19 protein-coding genes are annotated in these 20,484 nt (G+C 41.2%); 8 read left to right on the forward strand and 11 right to left on the reverse strand.

Features of this window, described 5'->3' with window-relative positions; translation table 11 throughout:
• Nucleotides 1-67: 67 nt before the first annotated feature.
• The 4 genes from V7K97_RS26230 (at nucleotide 68) to V7K97_RS26245 (ending at nucleotide 3,535) form a co-directional block, all read left to right on the forward strand.
• Nucleotides 68-244 (forward strand): hypothetical protein, encoded by a 177-nt coding sequence (locus tag V7K97_RS26230; RefSeq protein ID WP_334803907.1) that lies wholly within the window; start codon nucleotides 68-70, stop codon nucleotides 242-244.
• Between the two features lie 198 nt (nucleotides 245-442).
• Complete coding sequence (locus V7K97_RS26235) at nucleotides 443-1,258, forward strand: TIGR01548 family HAD-type hydrolase (protein ID WP_334803908.1); 816 nt, start codon at nucleotides 443-445, stop codon at nucleotides 1,256-1,258.
• Between the two features lie 70 nt (nucleotides 1,259-1,328).
• Nucleotides 1,329-2,723 carry a cytochrome P450 gene (locus V7K97_RS26240; RefSeq protein WP_334803909.1) on the forward strand — a complete coding sequence of 465 codons (1,395 nt, stop codon included), beginning with the start codon at nucleotides 1,329-1,331 and terminating at the stop codon, nucleotides 2,721-2,723.
• A gap of 38 nt (nucleotides 2,724-2,761) precedes the next feature.
• Nucleotides 2,762-3,535: a phytanoyl-CoA dioxygenase family protein gene (locus V7K97_RS26245; protein ID WP_334803910.1), complete on the forward strand. Its 774-nt coding sequence runs from the start codon at nucleotides 2,762-2,764 to the stop codon at nucleotides 3,533-3,535.
• A gap of 28 nt (nucleotides 3,536-3,563) precedes the next feature.
• Here the strand turns inward: V7K97_RS26245 and V7K97_RS26250 are convergent, their stop codons facing one another.
• The 3 genes from V7K97_RS26250 to ruvB all read right to left on the reverse strand — a co-directional run bounded on the left by V7K97_RS26250 (nucleotide 3,564) and on the right by ruvB (nucleotide 6,907).
• Nucleotides 3,564-4,847, reverse strand: a complete 1,284-nt coding sequence (locus tag V7K97_RS26250; RefSeq protein ID WP_334803911.1) for a glycosyltransferase — start codon at nucleotides 4,845-4,847, stop codon at nucleotides 3,564-3,566.
• 11 nt (nucleotides 4,848-4,858) lie between these two features.
• Nucleotides 4,859-5,671, reverse strand: coding sequence for a tetratricopeptide repeat protein (locus V7K97_RS26255; protein ID WP_334803912.1), 813 nt, complete (start codon nucleotides 5,669-5,671; stop codon nucleotides 4,859-4,861).
• Between the two features lie 135 nt (nucleotides 5,672-5,806).
• Nucleotides 5,807-6,907, reverse strand: a complete 1,101-nt coding sequence (ruvB, locus tag V7K97_RS26260) for a Holliday junction branch migration DNA helicase RuvB (RefSeq protein ID WP_334803913.1) — start codon at nucleotides 6,905-6,907, stop codon at nucleotides 5,807-5,809.
• Between the two features lie 216 nt (nucleotides 6,908-7,123).
• Between ruvB and hisF the strand changes: the two genes are divergently transcribed.
• Complete coding sequence (hisF, locus tag V7K97_RS26265) at nucleotides 7,124-7,897, forward strand: imidazole glycerol phosphate synthase subunit HisF (RefSeq protein WP_334803914.1); 774 nt, start codon at nucleotides 7,124-7,126, stop codon at nucleotides 7,895-7,897.
• Nucleotides 7,898-7,996: 99 nt separating this feature from the next.
• Nucleotides 7,997-8,188, forward strand: a complete 192-nt coding sequence (locus tag V7K97_RS26270; protein WP_069071057.1) for a hypothetical protein — start codon at nucleotides 7,997-7,999, stop codon at nucleotides 8,186-8,188.
• Between the two features lie 424 nt (nucleotides 8,189-8,612).
• Here V7K97_RS26270 and V7K97_RS26275 read toward each other — a convergent pair whose 3' ends face one another.
• Complete coding sequence (locus tag V7K97_RS26275) at nucleotides 8,613-9,155, reverse strand: hypothetical protein (protein ID WP_334803915.1); 543 nt, start codon at nucleotides 9,153-9,155, stop codon at nucleotides 8,613-8,615.
• Nucleotides 9,156-9,334: 179 nt separating this feature from the next.
• Between V7K97_RS26275 and V7K97_RS26280 the strand changes: the two genes are divergently transcribed.
• The gene (locus V7K97_RS26280; RefSeq protein ID WP_334803916.1) at nucleotides 9,335-9,694 is read left to right on the forward strand and encodes a hypothetical protein; all 360 of its coding nucleotides are present in this window, start codon (nucleotides 9,335-9,337) and stop codon (nucleotides 9,692-9,694) included.
• Between the two features lie 40 nt (nucleotides 9,695-9,734).
• On the opposite strand, the gene argB is transcribed toward V7K97_RS26280, so the two are convergent.
• Together argB and V7K97_RS26290 are read right to left on the reverse strand one after the other, a co-directional pair.
• The gene (gene argB / locus V7K97_RS26285) at nucleotides 9,735-10,631 is read right to left on the reverse strand and encodes an acetylglutamate kinase (RefSeq protein WP_334803917.1); all 897 of its coding nucleotides are present in this window, start codon (nucleotides 10,629-10,631) and stop codon (nucleotides 9,735-9,737) included.
• 101 nt (nucleotides 10,632-10,732) lie between these two features.
• Nucleotides 10,733-10,897, reverse strand: a complete 165-nt coding sequence (locus V7K97_RS26290) for a pentapeptide repeat-containing protein (protein ID WP_334803953.1) — start codon at nucleotides 10,895-10,897, stop codon at nucleotides 10,733-10,735.
• A gap of 524 nt (nucleotides 10,898-11,421) precedes the next feature.
• On the opposite strand from V7K97_RS26290, the gene V7K97_RS26295 reads away from it, so the two are divergent.
• On the forward strand, nucleotides 11,422-13,596 hold the full coding sequence (locus V7K97_RS26295) for a DEAD/DEAH box helicase (protein ID WP_334803918.1): 2,175 nt from the start codon (nucleotides 11,422-11,424) through the stop codon (nucleotides 13,594-13,596).
• A gap of 444 nt (nucleotides 13,597-14,040) precedes the next feature.
• Here V7K97_RS26295 and V7K97_RS26300 read toward each other — a convergent pair whose 3' ends face one another.
• The 5 genes from V7K97_RS26300 to V7K97_RS26320 form a co-directional block, all read right to left on the reverse strand.
• Nucleotides 14,041-16,398: a GAF domain-containing protein gene (locus V7K97_RS26300; RefSeq protein WP_334803919.1), complete on the reverse strand. Its 2,358-nt coding sequence runs from the start codon at nucleotides 16,396-16,398 to the stop codon at nucleotides 14,041-14,043.
• Between the two features lie 388 nt (nucleotides 16,399-16,786).
• On the reverse strand, nucleotides 16,787-17,359 hold the full coding sequence (locus V7K97_RS26305; RefSeq protein WP_334803920.1) for a Uma2 family endonuclease: 573 nt from the start codon (nucleotides 17,357-17,359) through the stop codon (nucleotides 16,787-16,789).
• Between the two features lie 85 nt (nucleotides 17,360-17,444).
• Complete coding sequence (locus tag V7K97_RS26310; protein ID WP_334803921.1) at nucleotides 17,445-18,623, reverse strand: DNA double-strand break repair nuclease NurA; 1,179 nt, start codon at nucleotides 18,621-18,623, stop codon at nucleotides 17,445-17,447.
• Between the two features lie 252 nt (nucleotides 18,624-18,875).
• Nucleotides 18,876-19,661 carry an HAD family hydrolase gene (locus V7K97_RS26315; protein WP_334803922.1) on the reverse strand — a complete coding sequence of 262 codons (786 nt, stop codon included), beginning with the start codon at nucleotides 19,659-19,661 and terminating at the stop codon, nucleotides 18,876-18,878.
• A 137-nt stretch (nucleotides 19,662-19,798) separates the two neighbouring features.
• A complete protein-coding gene (locus tag V7K97_RS26320) occupies nucleotides 19,799-20,365 on the reverse strand; it encodes a Rieske 2Fe-2S domain-containing protein (RefSeq protein WP_334803923.1) in 567 nt (188 codons plus the stop codon).
• Nucleotides 20,366-20,484 lie beyond the last annotated feature (119 nt).

Here is a 20,484-nt window from a genome sequence, read left to right on the forward strand (position 1 = left end):
GTCCTTCCGACTTATTTAATTTTTAATTTTGCCTTGTTGTACTAGATAGAATTTTAACCTAAACAATATGAATTTCAATCCACTCAATCTTAATCAATGGAATCAATGGTTAAATCGTAGGCACCTTCAGGTTCTAGAAGCAGCTTATAAAGCGGCGGAGAATATTAAAGCGCTGGAAGACAAATATTTTAATGGTGGCAAGATTACCTATGCACCCAATCAAACCAAAACCCTGGTGGAGTAAGTGCAGAGTTTACGCCATCGCCAACTGTTCATTGTCCGAACCAACTTAGTGCAGTTTCGCCTCACACAAAGCCAGATTTTCCAGTAGCTTCTTTTTCAGCTTTTGATGGTTTGGCTGAGAGTTCAAATTGGATTTTGGTGATAATCTGGGGTTGACAGATATCAAATGGGTTCTATAAAACTCTTTTCCTCTCTACCCATGACTCAACCAATTTCTGCAAAAGCGATCGTTGTTTTCGATATTGATGGCGTTGTGCGCGATGTTAGCGGTTCCTATCACCGGGCGCTCGCAGATACCGTAGAATATTTTACTACCCAAGCATATCGGCCAACCCCACTAGATATTGACCAACTCAAGTCTGAAGGCTTGTGGAATAACGATTGGGAAGCATCCCAAGAATTAATTTATCGCTACTTTGAAACCCAAAAACAGAGCCGCGAACAACTGCAACTAGATTACAGTGCGATCGTGGCTTTTTTTCAATCACGCTACCGTGGGATAGACCCAAATAATTTTACTGGGTATATCTGTAATGAACCTTTATTATTACAACCTAGCTATTTAGAACAACTTACCCAAGCCGGGATTGCTTGGGGATTTTTTAGCGGTGCAACTCGTGCTTCTGCTAACTATGTATTGCAAAAACGCCTCGGCTTAGAATCTCCGGTGTTGATTGCGATGGAAGATGCGCCAGGTAAACCTGATCCCACAGGGCTTTTTGCCACAGTTCGTCAGTTAGATAATGGAATTGAGCAAAGATTAGCGATCGTCTATGTAGGAGATACGGTAGCAGATATGTATACCGTCGAGAAAGCGCGGAATCTAGATTCTGCTCACACTTGGATTGGAGTGGGGGTTTTACCGCCTCATGTCCAGGAAACAGCACCGCGTAGTGATGCATACAGTGAGACACTAATAGCAGCAGGAGCAGCAGTAGTTTTGCGTAATGTGCAGGAATTGACTCCAAAGCAGATTCAAGAATTGGTAAGTTCATCTGCCCAATCTGTGGTCTAAGATTAATCAAGCTAGGGGTGTATGAATAACTTGCTGATAACAATCTTGGTTTAATGGGAGATTAATAAAAATGTCTGCATTTCAACTGCCTAACGGCCCTCAAACTCACCCTTGGGTACAGACGTATCAATGGCTGACTAATCCCTTAGAATACCTGGAAGACTGTGCTAAACGCTATGGTGATATCTTCACCCTTCATCTCGGACAAAATGTTGCTCCTCAAGTTTTCATTAGCAATCCTCAAGCGATTCAACAGATTTTTACTACAGATCCCAAACAGTTAGACTCTGGTGAGCCAGCAGGGATTAGATCGCCTTTATTAGGAAGGCAATCATTACTAGCGCTGGAAGGAAAGCCTCATCAGCGACAACGAAAGCTGTTGACACCACCCTTACATGGCGAACGAATGCTAGCTTATGGTGAATTAATTTGCGACATCACTGAGCAAGTGACTAATCAGTGGCAGGTTGGAGAAACCTTTGCAGTTCTGCCGTCTATGCAAGCAATCTCTTTTCAAGTAATTTTGAAGGCTGTATTTGGTCTAGAAGATGGGCCACGTTACGAGAAACTCAATGAACTCCTGATTACAATCCTGAATCCCAAAATCTCTATCTTAAGAACAGTTTTGCTTCTTTTCCCAGCAATGCGACGGGATTTAGGAGCGTGGAGTCCTTGGGGGAAATACTTACGTTTACGGCAGCAAATCGATCAACTCATCTACGCCCAGATTCGAGAACGCAAAGCACAACCAGATCCATCTCGAACTGATATTCTATCTTTGATGATGGCTGCTCGTGATGAAGCGGGAGAGGCGATGACAGACTTGGAATTACGTGATGAACTGATGACGCTATTAGTGGCGGGTCACGAAACTACTGCAACTTCCTTATCATGGGCGCTGTACTGGATTCATTATGTACCACAGGTGCGTGAAAAACTGCTGCAAGAACTAGATAAGTTAGGTGAACTACCAGATCCTAATGCTATTTTCCGATTGCCTTATTTGAATGCTGTCTGTTCTGAAACGCTACGTCTTTACCCAGTGGCGGTATCGGCACTAAATCGAGTGGTCAAATCACCGCTACAAATTGGAGGATACAACTTTGAGCCTGGGACTTTGCTCAATCCCTCTATTTATTTGACCCATCATCGAGAAGATTTATATCCTGAGTCGAAGCAATTTAAGCCAGAGCGTTTTCTGGAACGGCAATTTTCTCCTTATGAGTATTTACCCTTTGGTGGCGGGAACCGTCGCTGTATTGGTATGGCATTTGCCTTGTTTGAGATGAAACTGGTGTTGGCAAAAGTGCTATCTCACTGGGAGATGGAACTGGCTGATAGCAACCCTGTGCAACCAGTACGTAAGGGTTTGCTATTTAGCCCAGCAGGTGGTGTGAAGATGGTGGTGAAGGGAAAGGGTCCTCAAAATCAGCCGATCCTTCAGATTAGCTCTACTTCCGTTTAAAGAGTTTTAGAATGCAGCTTACCAGGGAGGCATTTACTATGAAAGATATTGTAGATATGGTAGACGAAATCATTGTAGGAAAAGGTTATGTGCTGATTCCTGAATTATTAAGTCCAACACAAGCCCAAGAAGCGCGATCGCTTGTTCTTGAACTTGCTGAGAAAGAAAAGCCTTTAGGAAAAGTATTGCTTGATGACCAAAGAGAACGAATATACGGTTTACTCTACAAGGGGAAAATCTTCGAGTTAATGGTGCAGCACCCAACAGTCATCGAAGTCATTGAAACCATTGTAGGAAAAGATATGACTCTTGGCACTTTCTCGGCTCATATCCTTAACCCTGGTGCAACAAATATGGGGGTACATGTAGACTACCCCTATTGGACAATGAAACCACCTTTTCCAGCTTATCCTGTGCTGGAAATTCAAGTAATTTGGATGGTTGAGGATTTCACACAGGAGAATGGCGCTCCTGTTTTCGCTCCTGGTAGCCAGAAGCTTTGTAGTCCCCCTGACTTAGCACACTTTTCAAAAATTGCTGAGAAAGTAATTGGAAAAGCTGGCTCAGGAGTAATCTCCCACGGTCTTTGCTGGCATGATACATCTGTCAACTACTCTCAAAAGCCAAGAGTATCGATTTTGGGCAACTATGCTCCGAAGTTTGTACGTCCCATGAAAAACCCATTGGATGATATGCAGCAAGAAGTTATAGATCGTGCTACCCCTAAACTAAAACAGCTACTAGGATACGAGTTTAAGTCAGATATTTATAAGGATGTTCAAAGAATCCGGTCAGGAAATTGGAACGGATAAAACGAGTTCATCATCAACTTCATTCTTATTATTGTGTTTCAGCCAAGACAGGCTTACCCGTAGAAACAGCCTGCTCAATAATATCAGCGGCTCGACTTACCCCCCCAGCACGGAGAGTCGCTGCTTGTAATCTGAGGGCATTCTGTTTATAAGATTCTTCTGTCAACACCCGCCTGATAGCATTTTTCAATCTGGGAACATTCAGTTTTTTAAGGGTGATAAGCTCACCCGCCCCTGTCCAAGCAATCCGGGCTGCTACTCCTGGCTGGTCATTAGCAACTGGAATCGCTACCATTGGCACTCCTTTTTTCACACATTCCATTGTTGTATTCATTCCCGCATGAGTAATCATGAGGGTGGCTTTTTCCAGCACTTCTAATTGAGGTGCATACTCAACTACTAAAGGATTTCCTGCCAAGTCTGGCAGTGATTCTGGTTTAGCAGAACCTCCCAGAGAAATCACTAACTGAGCATCCAAATCTTCACAAGCTGAAGCAATAGTCTGAAAAACCCAAATCAGACGATTTTGTAATGTTCCCATCGAAGCGTAAATTAACGGTTTCCCCGTCAATTTTTCATAGGGGAAAGAAACAGGTATTCGATTGGCTGAAGTATGGTAGCTTCCCGTGAAATGGAACCAAGGAGCTAATTCTTCCCTGGGAAATTCAAACTCAGCAGGTGCATTACTTATTTGAGCCAGTGGAGAGTAGCTATCTTTAAGACTAGAATACAGGGGTAATTTCCACTCTCGACGATATTCATTGATCAAATCTTCAAGTGGTTTGACGAGGCTATTAAGTAATGTATTACCTATTTCGTTGCGTAAGCGTGCCCACGCAGCTGGGCTATACTTCCAAGTTGTGAAAAAAGGAGGAATGCTAGGTTCTCGATTTAGCACCACAGCGCTGCACACAGTAATGAAAGGAATTTTGAGAAATTCTGCAATTGTCCCTCCCTCTACTGAACTTTGGTTTACTAGCAAAGCTTCTACGCCTGCTGCTTTAATTGCTGCTGGAGCATCTTGGAGTGTCACAGATGAAACACGCTTCAGCAGATCAATAGTGTATCGAAACGCAGCTAATCCACGCAGTTGACCTAACTTGCTAAAGGATTCTGCTGTTGAGCCAGGGATAAAATCTTTTTCACCAATTGGTTGGAATTCTATTCCTGCTGCTAGTGCTTTAGATTGAGTATCGAGTGTTCCGAAGAGGGTGACGCGATGCCCACGCCGTTGAAGTTCCTGCCCCAAGGGAAGCATAGTGTTGAGCGGGCCAGTTGCTGCACCAGGACAGATGATGCCAAAATGAGTCATAGTCAATGCCTCTACTTGATTTTCAAGAACTTATTTAAAGCTATTACCATACTCGGAGGCCAACGGCGGATATTTTTTACCCAGTTGATATCCTTATAACGGCTATCTAGCCCATAAGCTGATACCCAGTTACTTTCGGCTTCGCCTTGTTCTCCATTTACCCAATATGCTGCTGTGAGGGCGGCACGCACATCAGCAAACCTGGGATATTTACGGACAATATTTCGCATCTCGCGGATTGCTTGCTCTTTTTGACCTGTTTCATATAGAGCGAGGGCGTAATTGGCACGGGCGAAGGCAAAATTTGGGGCGATCTCATTAGATTTTTTGTAGTCTGCGATCGCATCATCCCATTTTCCTAAACCTGTTTTGGCATTTCCCCGATTGTTATACGCCATCGCATCCTTAGGATCGAGTTCTAAAACATGATTATAATCTGCGATCGCATCGTCCCATTTTCCCAACCCTTCCAATGCCGCCCCCCGATTTAAATATGGATCGGTAACATTCGGCGCTAGTTCTATAGCTTTGTTATAATCTGTCAGAGCTTCTTGTAACTTATTCTGACTCACCCGCGAATTTCCCCGGTTACTCCACGCCCCCGCATTAGTGGGAAATTGCTCAATAATCTTTGTCCAGTAAGTTTCAGCCGTCGCAAAATCACCTTGATTCGTCGCCGTAAATGCTTGATTTGCCCACTCATCACCTTGTTTTAACTGTTCTTGAGTAATCGGTGTAATGGGCGGTTGAGATTCTGCCATAACTGGAGCAGTCCAGCCAAACACAATTAACACACTGAGAAAAATACTAATCAACTTAATCATCTAGGTTTAACCTGCGTTTATCTTCAAGATGGGGAGTAGGGAATAGGGAGTCAGGAGGAGGAACAGATAAGGGGAACAAGGGCAATAACCATACCCATTCCCCATTCCCTACTCCCCACTGCCTACTCTTCATAATTACAATAGTGACAACTGTTCATTAGGCGGCGTGAATCCCAAATGCTTGTATGCTGCCTTTGTCGCCATCCTCCCGCGATGAGTCCGAGTTAAATACCCAATCTGCATGAGGTAAGGTTCGTACACCTCTTCAATTGTTTGAGTATCTTCACCCGTTGTTGCTGCCATTGTTTCTAACCCTACTGGACCGCCGTTAAATTGTTCAATTATCACACTTAGCATCTGGCGATCTGTCCAATCTAAACCGCAGGGATCTACTTGGAATAGTTGCAATGCCTCAGATGCGATGCTTTCATTAATCTCCCCAGATATTTTTACTTCCGCATAATCACGCACTCTCTTAAGTAGTCGATTAGCGATACGTGGCGTTCCGCGTGAACGACGGGCAATTTCTGCGGCACCATCTTCTGTAACAGGGGTTTTGAGTAATTGAGCGGTTCGCAGTACAATTTTAGTCAGTTCGTCAACTTCATAAAATCGGAGTTTTTGAATTAAACCGAAGCGATCGCGCAGTGGTGAAGTTAAAGCACCCACACGGGTTGTAGCTCCCACTAAGGTAAACTTTGACAACGGCAAGCTTCTGATGCGAGCGCTAGAACCCTTGCCAATAGTAATATCTAAGCGATAATCTTCCATAGCCGGATACAGAATTTCCTCCGTCATCCGCGAGAGGCGATGAATTTCATCCACAAATAAAATATCCCCTGGCTTGAGGTTCACCAGTAGCCCAACAATATCTCGTGGACGTTCTAGCGCTGGCGCACTGGTAATTTTGTAATTTACCCCCATTTCCGATGCTAAAATCATTGCCATTGTGGTTTTGCCCAATCCCGGCGGACCATACAACAGTAGGTGATCCAACACCTCACCACGAGACTTGGCTGCTTTGATGGCAATATCGAGTACATCCTTTAAATCTTTTTGCCCAATGTAATCAGCAAATCGCTTTGGCCGAATACCCTCTTCCTGCTGTTCTTGTTCATCAATAGCAGCTTCAGGCTTCAAAATATTTTCTGTGGATGGTGCTTTCACCGACTCTCGAAGCTGCTTTGATTCTCCGTTGGGTTCTGGAGGCTGTTTTTTCGAGGAGATTATCGCCATAATTCAGCTATCTGTTAAGGGGACTTGGAACTGGAGACTGGAGACTTGGAACTGAGACTTTGGGACTGGGCGAGGCAGGAGAGCAGGGGTAGGCAGGGGGAGCAGGGGGAGAAAGAATAACCAATGCCCAATATCTGTGAAAATTTTCGGTTTAGAATACCCGCTCCAATTTAAAATTTAAATTCCGGTCAATTACCCAGAAGTACAAAAGTTATTATGTTATCTAAAAGAATCTTACCGTGCTTAGATGTGAAGGCGGGACGGGTTGTAAAAGGAGTTAACTTTGTCAATCTCAAAGATGCAGGCGATCCGGTAGAACTGGCCAAGGTTTATAACGAAGCCGGTGCTGATGAGTTAGTGTTTCTGGATATTACAGCTACTCATGAAGACCGAGCTACTATTTTAGATGTGGTCTACCGAACTGCTGAACAGGTCTTTATTCCATTGACTGTGGGTGGTGGCATTCAATCCTTAGAAAATGTTAAAGCTTTGTTACGAGCCGGCGCAGATAAGGTTAGTATTAATTCTGCGGCAGTGCGGGAACCAGACTTGATTAATCGGGCAAGCGATCGCTTTGGTAATCAGTGCATAGTTGTTGCTATTGATACCCGACGCCGAAATAACCCGGAAAATCCAGGTTGGGATGTGTATGTGCGGGGTGGCAGGGAAAATACAGGCTTAGATGCCCTACTTTGGGCACAAGAAGTTGAAAAACGTGGGGCCGGAGAACTGCTAGTAACAAGTATGGATGCTGATGGAACCCAAGCCGGGTATGACATCGAGATCACACGGGCAATTGCTGACGCTGTAGAAATTCCCGTCATTGCTTCTGGTGGTGCAGGTAATTGTGAACATATCTACACTGCCCTAACTGAAGGCAAAGCGGAAGCAGCACTACTGGCATCTCTATTACATTACGGACAGTTAAGTGTAGCGGAAATCAAAAATTATTTGCGCGATCGCAATGTGCCAGTAAGAACACTGTTTTGATCCAACATTTTCCGTTTTATGACATCCATCTGAGGTTAGACACACTTCCTTAAAAGGGTGTTAATATTATTTTACAAGTATTAACAAATATTAAGAAATATGTTGCTTCCTATTTTACTTTTTGATGTAGCTTTGGTAGCGTGGTCGCTGCACTTAATGGAAAGAGCCTATGAGAGTAAAGAATTTTCTCTCATGTTAGCTGGTACATTGGTTGCTTTGGCTGCTGCTGCCATGCTGGTAGTTTACTTTTTGATGGGGCACTGTATGACCTATTTGTTGCAAGTGTCGTAGAGAGTGCTTCGTGCTAGAGGAGATATTTAAAATTTAGTTTCCAGAAGAAGCTTGACAAAGTACTAATAATTAAGCGAACATATAATCGATTCTAAGGGGTTATAGCGCAGTTGGTAGCCCTGGGATAACCTTGAAGAGAGGGCTAGAGTATCCTATTGTGCTAAATTAATTTATCCAGATTGTTTATTAGGTCGATTTGATACTACCCTTACTAAGTAACGGAATTAAACAGCCCTGCCCTTTTTAAGGGGGGCTATTTTTATGGAGGTTGCCGCAGGCGGGGGATGTTTTGCGAACTATATTGCTGAGTGACCGACGTACTAGAAGGGTAGGAAGGAACACAGCACGGAAATATCCTCCCGTTCATTGGTACTCATGACTAATGACTAAAAACTCCACCCACAAGGGGATGGAGTTTTTTATATCAGCTAGGAGTTCCTGAAAAACTCAACCAAACCAAGTACGAGATGGTTAAACCAATGGCAATTAGTGCCACCCAGATAAAGCGATTATCTTTGGTATTGACCTGACTGAGGTCAACAAATTCTGGCTCTGTAGGTTTAGGCTTCTGCTGCACAGAAGATTTAGTCGGTTTAGCAGCTACAGAAATTTTGAGTTCATTATCGGGAAGTGCGCCCAAATCGGGGATTTGAGTCATCCATTCGCTGGGTCTGATCAGCTTTGGTGCCTTTAAGATATAAAGCATCTGCCTGGCTTGTTTGCTGGTTTCAAAATGGGGATGGCGTTTGAGTCTTTCGCAAAGAGCGATCGCATCATCCGTGCGTTCAGCCGCTTCATAAGCTGTCACTAGATGAATTTCTACTTCTCCCCCAAGGCGAGAATTATGAGCTAATAGGGCGCTGGCCTTTTCTAAATTTTCTACGGCTTCGCGGTATTGCCCATTTTCAAAGGCAACTTTTCCAGCCTGGTAGCGGGTTTTAGCAATGTCTAAACTTTCTGCACTCACGTCTTATACAAAAATCAGCACTATTTTAATTTTGTTTAATTTTGCCAATGCCAGCAATCTTTTTGGAATCTTTTCAAAAGCTGGCAATCTAAAAGTGGATAAACTTCTAAAATTTTAACTAAGTAGCTGCGACTATTTTCTGATCAAAAATTCCGGTATCAAATGCAGGTGAGCAAAATATGTTAAAAATCAAGCATTGGCAACTGAATTGGCTTCTAGCTGGCATGACTTTAGCTGTTATGGGGGTAAGCATTGCTCCAACTTCCGCCCAGCGATCGCCTGCTGTTGGTTCCTTTATTTATGGTAGTCCGATTCCCACACCTATACCTGTAGAGCCAGCAACGGGATTAATGCCACAACGCACTAATTACCCCGATTATTCCTATCCCCAGGTAAGGCAGAACGTGAGAAACTCCCCACCGATTAATCCAGTAATTCGAGACTCAACCCTAGTTAATCCGGTGATTATCAATAATTCATGGCATCGTACACCATTTAGCGGCAGGCGATCGCGTGTTTTCATCACCTATCCCCAGTAAAGTGAGGAGTAGGGAGCAGATAACTCCTAACTCCTAACACTTACGAAGTAAACTGCGAACCGAGAATCATTGTTCCAATCCCAACGTCAGTAAATATTTCTAGTAATAGGGCATGAGGAATGCGACCATCAATGATGTGTGCTGCACGGACTCCTTGAGCAAGCGATCGCACACAACAACTAACTTTGGGAATCATCCCACCGCTAACGATACCATTGGCAATCAACTCGCGGGCTTCGCGGATATCTACTTTCGGAATCAAAGTAGATGGGTCTTTGTAATCTTTTAAAATTCCACTGGTATCGGTCAGTAAAATTAACTTTTCTGCTCCTAATGCAGCAGCGATTTCTCCAGCTACAGTATCGGCGTTAATATTATAAGCTTGCCCAGTCTCATCGGCGGCGACGCTAGACACTACCGGAATGTAGCCATTGCTAGCGAGGGTATCCAAAATCTTGATATTGACATTGCTGACTTCCCCCACAAAACCGATGCCTTCTTGACCTTGGGGACGGGCTGTAAATAGATTACCATCTTTACCGCAAAGTCCTACAGCCAATCCACCAGCTTGGTTAATTAACGCGACAATTTCTTTGTTAACTCGACCAACTAAAACCATTTCCACCACATCCATTGTGGCGGCATCAGTGACTCGCAGACCATTTTTAAATTGTGGTTCGATGCCCAGCTTATCTAACCAACTGTTAATTTCTGGGCCACCGCCGTGGACAACAATTGGCCGCAAGCCCACACAGGATAAGAATACAATGTCGCGGATAACTTTGTCTTTGAGTGTGCTATCTTTCATGGCTGCGCCACCATATTTGACAACAACAGTGCGACCGGCGAATTGTTGAATATAAGGTAGTGCTTCGCTTAGTACACGTACACGAGTGGCTTCAGTTTGCCTGATGTATTCAGAATCGTTGACCGTCATGAGGAGCCTAACAGAGAGAAGTGAAACCTATTTCAGTCAGTGTAGAAGACTTTGTAACTCCTCACAATCTCTGCTGCCAAAGTCGAGTATATTTGTACTAATCATTCATAGCTGTTTGGTTCAGTTACGAGTTCACCATCTGGCATAACGGTATTAGAGAAATAAGCCCCATACATTTTTGCGCCGTGCCAGTTAACTTCCAATAAATTAGCATTTTCAAGATTAACGCCCTCCATACGAGTAACTCTCAAATCAGCACCGCTCAGATTAGAGGGTTCTAGCGATTAAAAATTAGTTATTTTGTTACCGACATCCCGATGAAACCAACTATTTTACTGATATTTCAGTGCTTAAATGTTCATCTCTTCGTCACGCTTACTTACAATTTTCTTGCTAACCATCTTGACAAATCCTGTTTGAAATGGAATGAATCAGCCCTGCTTCTTAAGGGGAGCCACTTGCTCTGCTTGGGGAGACTTCAAGTAGAGCAAGTGGTGTGGATTTAGGGGGATCTAGAACGTTTTGCTACCAAGAAGAGGACTTTTCAAACAACCTCTGAAGGCGATGGCAGTAATACAATTCTGTTATGTGAAAAAGACTGGTTCGCTATTAAGGAAACTCTTTACTTATTACAGCAGATTTATTTTCTAAGCGAAGTGTTTCTAAATTCATAAGCTTAAACTATATTTTTCTCTAAAGTCGATAGAGTAAGGGTTCATTTTGAAACTTGGACGCAATTAATTTAGTGTACTCTAGTTACCTGGAATCTACTGTAATTACCATAAAAAATATGAGCGACGCTTTTAGCCGACTCGCGCCCTTTATCCAAGAATATATTTACCATCACCAGTGGACTGAATTACGACCAGTTCAAATTGCCGCTTGTCAAGTGATATTTAACACTGATGCTCACTTGCTAGTTACGGCTGCAACTGCTGCCGGTAAAACAGAAGCAGCCTTTCTGCCAGTTTTGACTCTATTACATGGCAACCCTGCCGCCACCATCGGCGCATTATATATTAGTCCAATCAAAGCTTTAATTAACGATCAATTTGAGCGTCTCAATGACTTACTCAAAGAAGCAGATATTCCCGTTTGGCACTGGCACGGTGATGTTTCTCAAAGTCGAAAAAACAAACTTTTAAAGAATCCTCAAGGCATTCTCCAAATTACCCCAGAATCTCTAGAAAGTTTGTTAATTAACAAAAATAATGACCTAGTTCGCTTATTTGGTGATTTAAGGTTTGTGATCATTGATGAAATTCACGCCTTTATGGGTTCAGAACGTGGTTGTCAAATTATTTGCCAATTACAACGTTTAGCAAAATTGACACAAACACAACCGCGCCGTATTGGTTTATCGGCAACTCTTGGTGATTACTCACTAGCTGAAGATTGGTTGCGTTCAGGAACAGATAAACCAGTGATTACACCGAAAATTGACAGTATAAAACGGCAAATAAAACTAGCTGTGGAACATTTTTATATTACCGATGAAGTAGATGAATCAGAGGTAAAAGCTGATGAACAATATATTTTCAACCTCAGCAAGTCTCGTAAATGCCTGATATTTGCTAATAATCGCACCCGTACCGAATCTGTAATTGCATCTTTGCGACAAATTGCTACAGAACAAGGACTACCAGATATATATCATGTACATCATGGAAGTATATCTGCTAGCTTGCGGCAAACTGCTGAAAATGCGATGCGTGAACCCAACAATCCAGCTGTTACCGCCGCCACTCTGACTTTAGAATTAGGCATAGATATTGGTCATTTAGAGCGAGTTATTCAGTTAGAATCGCCCTTATCTGTAGCTAGCTTTTTACAGCGCTTGGGACGCAGTGGTAGAAGAGGTGAAGCTGCTGATATGCGCTTTGTCTGCGCTGAAGATAAGCCATTACCAGAAGCTTCTATCCCAGAGCAAATCCCCTGGCAACTTTTGCAGTGTATCGCAATCATTCAACTTTATTTAGAGGAAAAATGGATTGAACCAATCAGACCAATTAAATATCCTTTGAGCTTGCTTTATCACCAGACAATGAGTATTTTAACAGCCGCAGGAGGAATTTCAGCTAATACCTTAGCGAAACAGATTTTTAGTCTGCCACCCTTTGCGGCAATTTCCAAAGAAGATTTACAACTATTGCTGCGTTATTTAATTGATATTGGTCATATTCAACATACTGAACAAGGTAAATTAATCCTGGGTTTGGCAGGAGAAAAGGTGGTGAGAAAATTTCAGTTTTATGCTGTCTTTGCTGAACAGCAAGAATATATTGTTAAGCAAGGTGCAACAGAAATTGGCAGTATCGTCACGCCACTTCCTGTTGGCAATCAATTTGCTTTAGCTGGTAGAACTTGGGAAGTCATAGAAGTTGACTTTAAAAAGAAGGCTATTTTTGTGAAACAAGCTGAGGGTAAAGCTAGTATTTATTGGCGTGGTGGTGGTGGTACTATTCATAGCAAAGTTTTGCAACGAATGCAGCAAGTTTTATTTGAAAATATCGAGTATAGTTATTTGCAAAAAAATGCTTTGCAACGTTTACGTCAAGTTCGCCATTTGGCGCAGCAGGTTGGATTAGATAAGCACAATATTTTGCCATTGGAAAAAGGTAAATGCTGCATTTTTCCTTGGATGGGTACGGTTGCTTATCGCACCTTAGAAAGATTGCTCAACTCCTACTGTCGGGAATCGTTGGAAATTACAAGTATTGGCGGGGTAAATCCCTATTATTTAACAATTAAATTAGGCAAGGATAAATTTAAACATCTTTATACTGAAATCGCTTCCTTGTGTGAACAAAGAATTACCCCAGAACATTTAGTTAGTACTTCAGAAGCACCAGAAATTCAAAAATATGATGAATTTATTCCTCATTCACTTTTACGGAAAGCTTTTGCTCACGATTATTTGGATATGAGGGAAGTTAAACAGCAAGTGGCACTGTGGAAAGAATGAAAAATAATTCATAATTTGTAATTATTAAAATTAGCTATTGTTTATTAATAATTGCTCTAGATTATTGCCCCTTGTAAATCAGTGGGCAATTTTAATGTGTTATGCTCTACTGCTATGGGGTTTAATCATCCGTTCTTGCTCTGTCCGGCTTTGCGTCGGTAGCACCCCAATTCTTAAAGTTGGTAAGTTCTGTTTACCAAATAAGCGATATCTAGTAAGGAGCCGCGGTGCTACTAAGCACTTGTTCATAAAATTCAATTTGAATGTAGATAGGTCAAAATTTATACGAATATCGTGACGTTTTTAAATGCAGAGTATTGTTAAGGGATTTCCAAGAAATAAATTATGCAAATAAACGAACCACAGAGGCGCAGAGAACACAGAGAGAGGAGAAATACAGAGGTTTTTGCGTCAGTTTTGGGATATTTTTTTCTTTGGAAGTCCCTAAATTGGAATTTGAATCCAGAATTCTGTGCCTTTTCCTGGTTCTGATAGACAATTCAAAATTCCGCCATGTTTTTCTACAACAATTTGGTAGCTAATGGACAGTCCTAGACCTGTTCCCTTACCTATGGGTTTTGTGGTGAAAAATGGATCAAATAATCGCTTTCTAACGTCTTCCGCTATTCCTAATCCGTTGTCGATAATTCGGATGACAACAAATTTACTCTCGAAAATTTCAGTACGAATTAAAATTTGCGGTTTATCAGTTGTTTTGATGTTGAGATTTGACTCTTCTAAAGCATCGATCGCATTTGTCAAAATATTCATAAATACTTGATTAAGCTGCCCAGGATAGCAATCAACTAAGGGCAAATTACCATATTCTTTAACGATACATATATCTAAGCCAATGCCATTATTTTTCCAACGGTGATGTAAAATTAATAGCGTATTTTCAATTCCTTCATGAATATCAACTAGTTTTTTGTCTGCTTCATCATGACGAGAAAAATTTCGCAATCCCAAAACAATTTCACGGATACGATTAGTACCCACATTCATTGAAGATAGCAGTTTAGAAAGGTCACTAGTAATAAATTCTAAATCAATTTTTTCCGCTAAATCTTCAATTTCTGCTTGAGGCTGGGGATAGTGTTGCTGATAAAGGCGTAAGAGAGTTAACATCTCTTGAAAGTATTCGTTAGCATAAGTTAAGTTACCATGAATAAAATTAACTGGATTATTGATTTCATGGGCAACTCCAGCTACTAATTGTCCCAAACTAGACATTTTTTCATTCTGGATCAGTTGAGATTGAGTTTGCTGCAATTTATGCAAGGTTTCAGTAAGTTTTTCGGCTTGAGTTTGAGCTACTAAAGTAGCAGAGCGACTTTGGGTATAAAGTTGTGCGTGATCGATGGCGATCGCTAGTTGATCGCAAACAGCTTGTAGCAGGTTAATTTCACTCTTAGTCCAAATGCGATCGCCACTACAATGACTACACACAATTGCCCCAATCTCCCCAGAATTACTCTTAACTGGTAGCAGTAATTGAGATGTGATACCAAACTCAGTTAAAAGTTCTTGCATATCTTCATCAAGATGTGATTCACTATTAATGTTTTCTATGCAAATTAGCTCTTTAGAGAGAAGTATTTCAGTTAAAAAAGCACTTTTTTGCAGTGGAATAGTACCTAACATAGTTGGGAAATCAGGGTTTCGCGCTTCATAGGTAATAGTCAGGCTTGGTTGGGATGGGTATGGTAAGTAAGAAAGAAAGTAGCAACGGTCAATTTGTAATAAGCTGCGAATTTCGTTAACAGCAGTTTCTAGGATCATATCTAGGTCAAGAGAACTGCGGATTTGGCTAGCTAGACGCAGTAATAAGGCTTCCCGACGACTGAGGAGTTCTTCTCGCGCCCATATTCGGTCAATAGCCACAGCAATATTATTAGCAATCCAATTTAATAGGTTATGAGTAGGTTCGGTAAATAATTGCTTGCTAAATAAAGCCATTATGCCGATTAATTGCTGCTCTACTATCAGGGGATAAGCAGAAAATCGAGAAATTGAAAATGTAGAATCAAGAAGTTTTTCTGAATTATTAATTGATATTTCTTCGTTAAAAATAGCTTGATGATTTTGAATGATTAAGCTAATAATATTATCGACTAAAAGGATATGATCTGGAAAATCTTTGGTATCATTCAACGCACTACAGGTAATACCTGTGCAATGAACGCCAGCTTGTAATTGTAGTTGGTTTGTCTGTCGTTCAAAAGTCCAGATACAAACAAAGCCGATATCAAGGTATTGGGAAATAGTATTTGTACAATTTTGCAGAATTTCTGGAAGTGCGCCACTTTGAGATAAGGTTAAACTGATTTCTGCACTCAAAACTGATAAGCGCGATCGCTCCAATAAAGCTAATTCTGAAAGCTTGCGCTGTGTAATATCTGTGCGAATTGCTACATATTGATAGGGTTTTCCATCTGAGTCCAATATTGGAGCGATCAAAGTATCCACCCAATAAAAAGCGCCATCCTTGGCTTTATTTTTAATTTCTCCTTTCCATATTTTTCCTTGGGCAATAGTTTTCCATAAATTTGCAAAAAATTCATTTGTATGATATCCAGAATTGATAATACGATGATCTTGTCCTAGAAGTTCTTCTCTAGAATATTTAGAAACTTCACAAAATAGGTCATTGACATAGGTTATTTCTCCAGTTATGTCAGTAATAGCTACTAGTGAATGGGCATTTAAGGCAAATCTAAAAGCTTCTAGTTCTTGGATATATTTTTTTAGAGCTATCTCGTTCTGCTTTTGTTTATTAATAGTGAATTTAAGTAGTTTCATCAGCTTTTTAGGTATGAATCTTTTTTTGTTCTGAGTTAAATAAGTTCAGACGTTTTTAGCTGAGACTGAATATTTTCAGCTAGAGACTGCCTAATGTCAGTTCAGTTATGACGAAGACTGTTGATCTGACGAATCAAAACGTATTTAACTTGATAGTAGGTACTGAGTAAACTAGCTAGCTGTTGACTCTGTTCTCTACTAAATAAAGGTTTCCCTAAAAAGCGATAAAGTAAACATTTATATCTTAAATTTAAGATAAGAAGTGTTACGTAACCTGAATTAATCAGGACTTTTATCTGTTTTTTTCCTTAAACAGCGAATTACTCGCTTAACAAATGTAACAATTATTAAGGTTTTTGTATTCCCTGATGCTTCACTTCTCGCTCATCTAAAAATTTACCATTTCATAAATATCACTGAATGAAATTTGGAAATTGATAGAAGCTAGTGTTAACAATGCATCGGCAGATTCATATTCAGTTAATACCCATTTCCCATCTGAGTTTTTAGCAAATTGCTCAACGTAAAATTTATATTGGTCAATCAGGATATATTCTTTAAATTCAGGAATCGAACGATAACAACGAAACTTATCTGATTCGTCATAACTTCTGGTTGATTTTGACAAAACTTCAATAATTATTAAGGGATTTGTAACAGTGGTAGTGCTGTCAATCTCATACACTGGTTCTCCGGCGATCGCCATAATATCTGGATATGTGTATCTTCTGTAGCCTGGTATCCACAAACGCACATCACTAGTAAATAAATTATAATTTTGTCCTCTTAAAGCAAATTTTAAATGAGCAACTAAATTAACGATGATATGGTTATGATTAGTTGTACCTCCTGCCATTGGGACTATTTCTCCATCTAAATATTCGCTTTTGTATTCGGCTGCTTCTTCTAGTGCTAAATATTCTTCACGGGTGTAGTAGCGTTTTTCTGTCTGTGTTTGCATAAAAAGCTCCTTAACAATTCAAAATTCAAAATTGTACCCTCGCACGGAAGCAAGCTACGCGTAGCGTCTCGCTTCAGACTCTCATTTAAGCAATACTCCCGCGCTTTCTGGCTTCTTTGTAGGAAGTTCCCACATTTTTTAAACCAGCTTTAATCATTTGTTGTTCCAGAAGGGCAAAGAAACGCGCTCTATCGCCGCCTTTTACCACTGCTTGATTATGGGCTTCAGCGATCGCTACAGGGTAGCCATATCCTTTTTGCACTTGTGCTAACATCAGTCCCAGTGCTTGGTCTAACATGGTTGCATTCTCGGCAACCCATGCCGGAACTTCAATTCGCGCGATTTCAGTACCAACGTGGACATAACAAAAGTAAATGGTTTGATCGCCGTAGAGTTCGAGAATGGGGGAATTACTGCGCCATAAGGTGCTGCGTTGTCCTGGTTTAAGTCGGGTAGCCCAAACAGAAGTATCTCGCAATTGTTCAAAAATTTTACAAGGTACTTTTTCTAGCTGATTTGGGCAATGACTTTTACAGTCTGGCGCTGGATGGGGACAAGCTAACAACCGTAAAAAGTTCATTGTTTCGATGCTGCGAGAGGCGCTAAGATAGCCCATTAAAGGAATTTGAGCATCACGCATCTGCTGCCAAGCTTCCAGGATCGGGGGTAAAATGCGATCGCGTGCATCCATCGGCAATTGTTCTAAAAACCAATAAATTAGCGAACCATCTACCATCGCTAGGGCTGGCGTTCCCCCTTGGGCTACACCACACGCAAGTTCTGCTAACACCGTTGTTTCTGATGCAGTGCGGCGAAAACTCATCCATTCCTCGGTTCTAATTCCCCACTGCCGAGACATATATAAATCTTCTGGGCGGTAAAATACTTCTGGCAAACTATCGAGTAACGGATGGCGATTTTGTCCGTAATGCAAGACAACTCTGCCAATATTTAGCAGATAACAGTAAGCAATTTCGTGATGGTTGGGGGCAATTTGGGAACCATCGGTAGCGATGACAGTATGAATTTTTGGCGGAACTGGGATATCAATGCAGGTTTCTAGTGGCTCAATGGGGGTAGCATTAGCAAAGGAAATGCGATCGCGCCATTTTTCCTGGCGATCGATTAAATCTTGTTGACATTCGTAAGCATTTTTGAGATGTTGTTGTGCCAATTCTAAACGCTGACGACTGGCAGCAGCTTCTAAGGTAAGATGCTGACTTAAACCCTGCATTTGTCGCGCTAGTTTTGTTAGATCAAGCATAAAAGTAACTTAGGAGTTAGGAGTTAGGAGTTAGGACTTAGGAGTTAGGAGTTTTCCTAATTTCTTATTATTGAGAAATATTAGACCTCTTGCAAAAGTCCCCTAACACCCCTCCCCGCAAGCGGGGAGAGGAGACTTTGACGTAAGTTAAAGGCGGGGTGGGGTTCTTTTTTTTGATTTATGCAAGAAGTCTATTGTAGAGACGTAGCAATGCTACGTCTCTGCATTGTTTTTCATCAGAGGTTTAATATATTAAAGCCAAGCTGAGAAATCTTTGGCAAACTGAGAAAGTGATAACAACCGAATTCGCGGGTCATTTTGGGCTGTTTCCCTTTCTGGTTGGGTATTATAGCCCCAGTCTGCAAGGAAAAGTTTCACATCTTCAAGGTCTCCTTGTTGTTGGACTAACTGTAATGCCTTGAGTCTATCTTCTACAAACCAGAGATCAACTGACTTGTCTACTGCTGACTTGATTAATTCTCGCAAAATTTCATATTTAGGACGCTTCACTTCTTTCCCAAAGATTGACGCTGGTGGTAAATTCACCCCTTCTTGTTGCAACAACTGCTGTACAAAACGCCCTTCTTTAGTTGTCACAATATATAGCTTAACTCCACTATCAAGAGTTAATTTTATTTTTTCTACTACACCCGGATAAAATCTATGCAGATTCAGCCAACCAGATAAATCTCTGGTAATCCATTCATCTCGCTGATTATCTAGTTGCGCGCCAATTTCTTTTGCTTGTAGCTTGTCATCTAATAACAGTTGTGGGGTGATACTTCCCCATTCATGAAGAATCTTTTCATCAGGAATTCCATTTACCAAGGCTTTGATTAAAACTGGCATTTCCCAGCCAGTTTCAATTACAGGGCGTAGGCGATAGAATCTCAAAGCTAAATCATCTGGTGGTGTATCGTTACTAGGAGACCAAATTTCACAGTAGGTACGCCATGCTACCTCAAAATATTCAATTAATCCGTCGCAAATCACTCCATCAAAGTCCAGGGCTAAAATTTTGGGGCTACTTGCGGTCATGGTTTTGAGAATTAAACTGCTGTTGTCAGCTTATCCGACAAATTTAAATCATGGGGTAATTTTTGTTAGTATTTTATCATTTATAAATTGCTGAAAAACTATGGTGGTATTGTTAAATTTGATTTGATCCTGGTAGGTTAACGAGGATCTACGGCAGGTTTGCGATCGACTAAACGAATTTGGTTTTGCTTGACTACTACAGTGATTAGTGGTAAAGAACGGTTAGCTGGCCCATGAACGACTCGACCCTGAGAATCGTATTGAGATCCATGACAAGGACAAATAAAGTGATTCTTCTCAAGATCCCATTCAACTGTACATCCTAAATGGGTGCAGATTGGATTGATCGCGTACTCTGCAATCTTTGGCCCCTCTTGAATAATCAGATAATCAACGCTATTGTCTGGTAAGCCTTTTACAAAAATCGGAATTCCCGGCTTTGCGGTTGCTAATAGTGTATTAGCGTCAATTTCTTTGTTGTCTTTAGCCAGTGCTACTGATCCTGGAAGATAATTTTGACAGCGTGAATTCTTTGGATAAAGTGAGCAAAGGGTTTCTAGGTCTATCTCACGACTTTGACTGACTTTGGGAAATAGATATCCCATCGCTACTGATGCAACTGTAGTACCTAGCATATAGGTTAAGAAATCCCGGCGCGTTTTTATCCTCGCTGGAATTTTGCCATTAGTAGAAGAATGTTCCATGATGATTAGATTTAGCGACAGATGTCTACTAATATACTACGGTGCGATCGCATTAAAGAAAGTGGTTGAGGTCGATTTTGTAATATAGCAGTCCTAAATCATTCGTGAACAATAAGATC

The sequence above is a fragment of the Nostoc sp. genome (genome assembly GCF_036917815.1).
Classification (GTDB): domain Bacteria; phylum Cyanobacteriota; class Cyanobacteriia; order Cyanobacteriales; family Nostocaceae; genus Nostoc.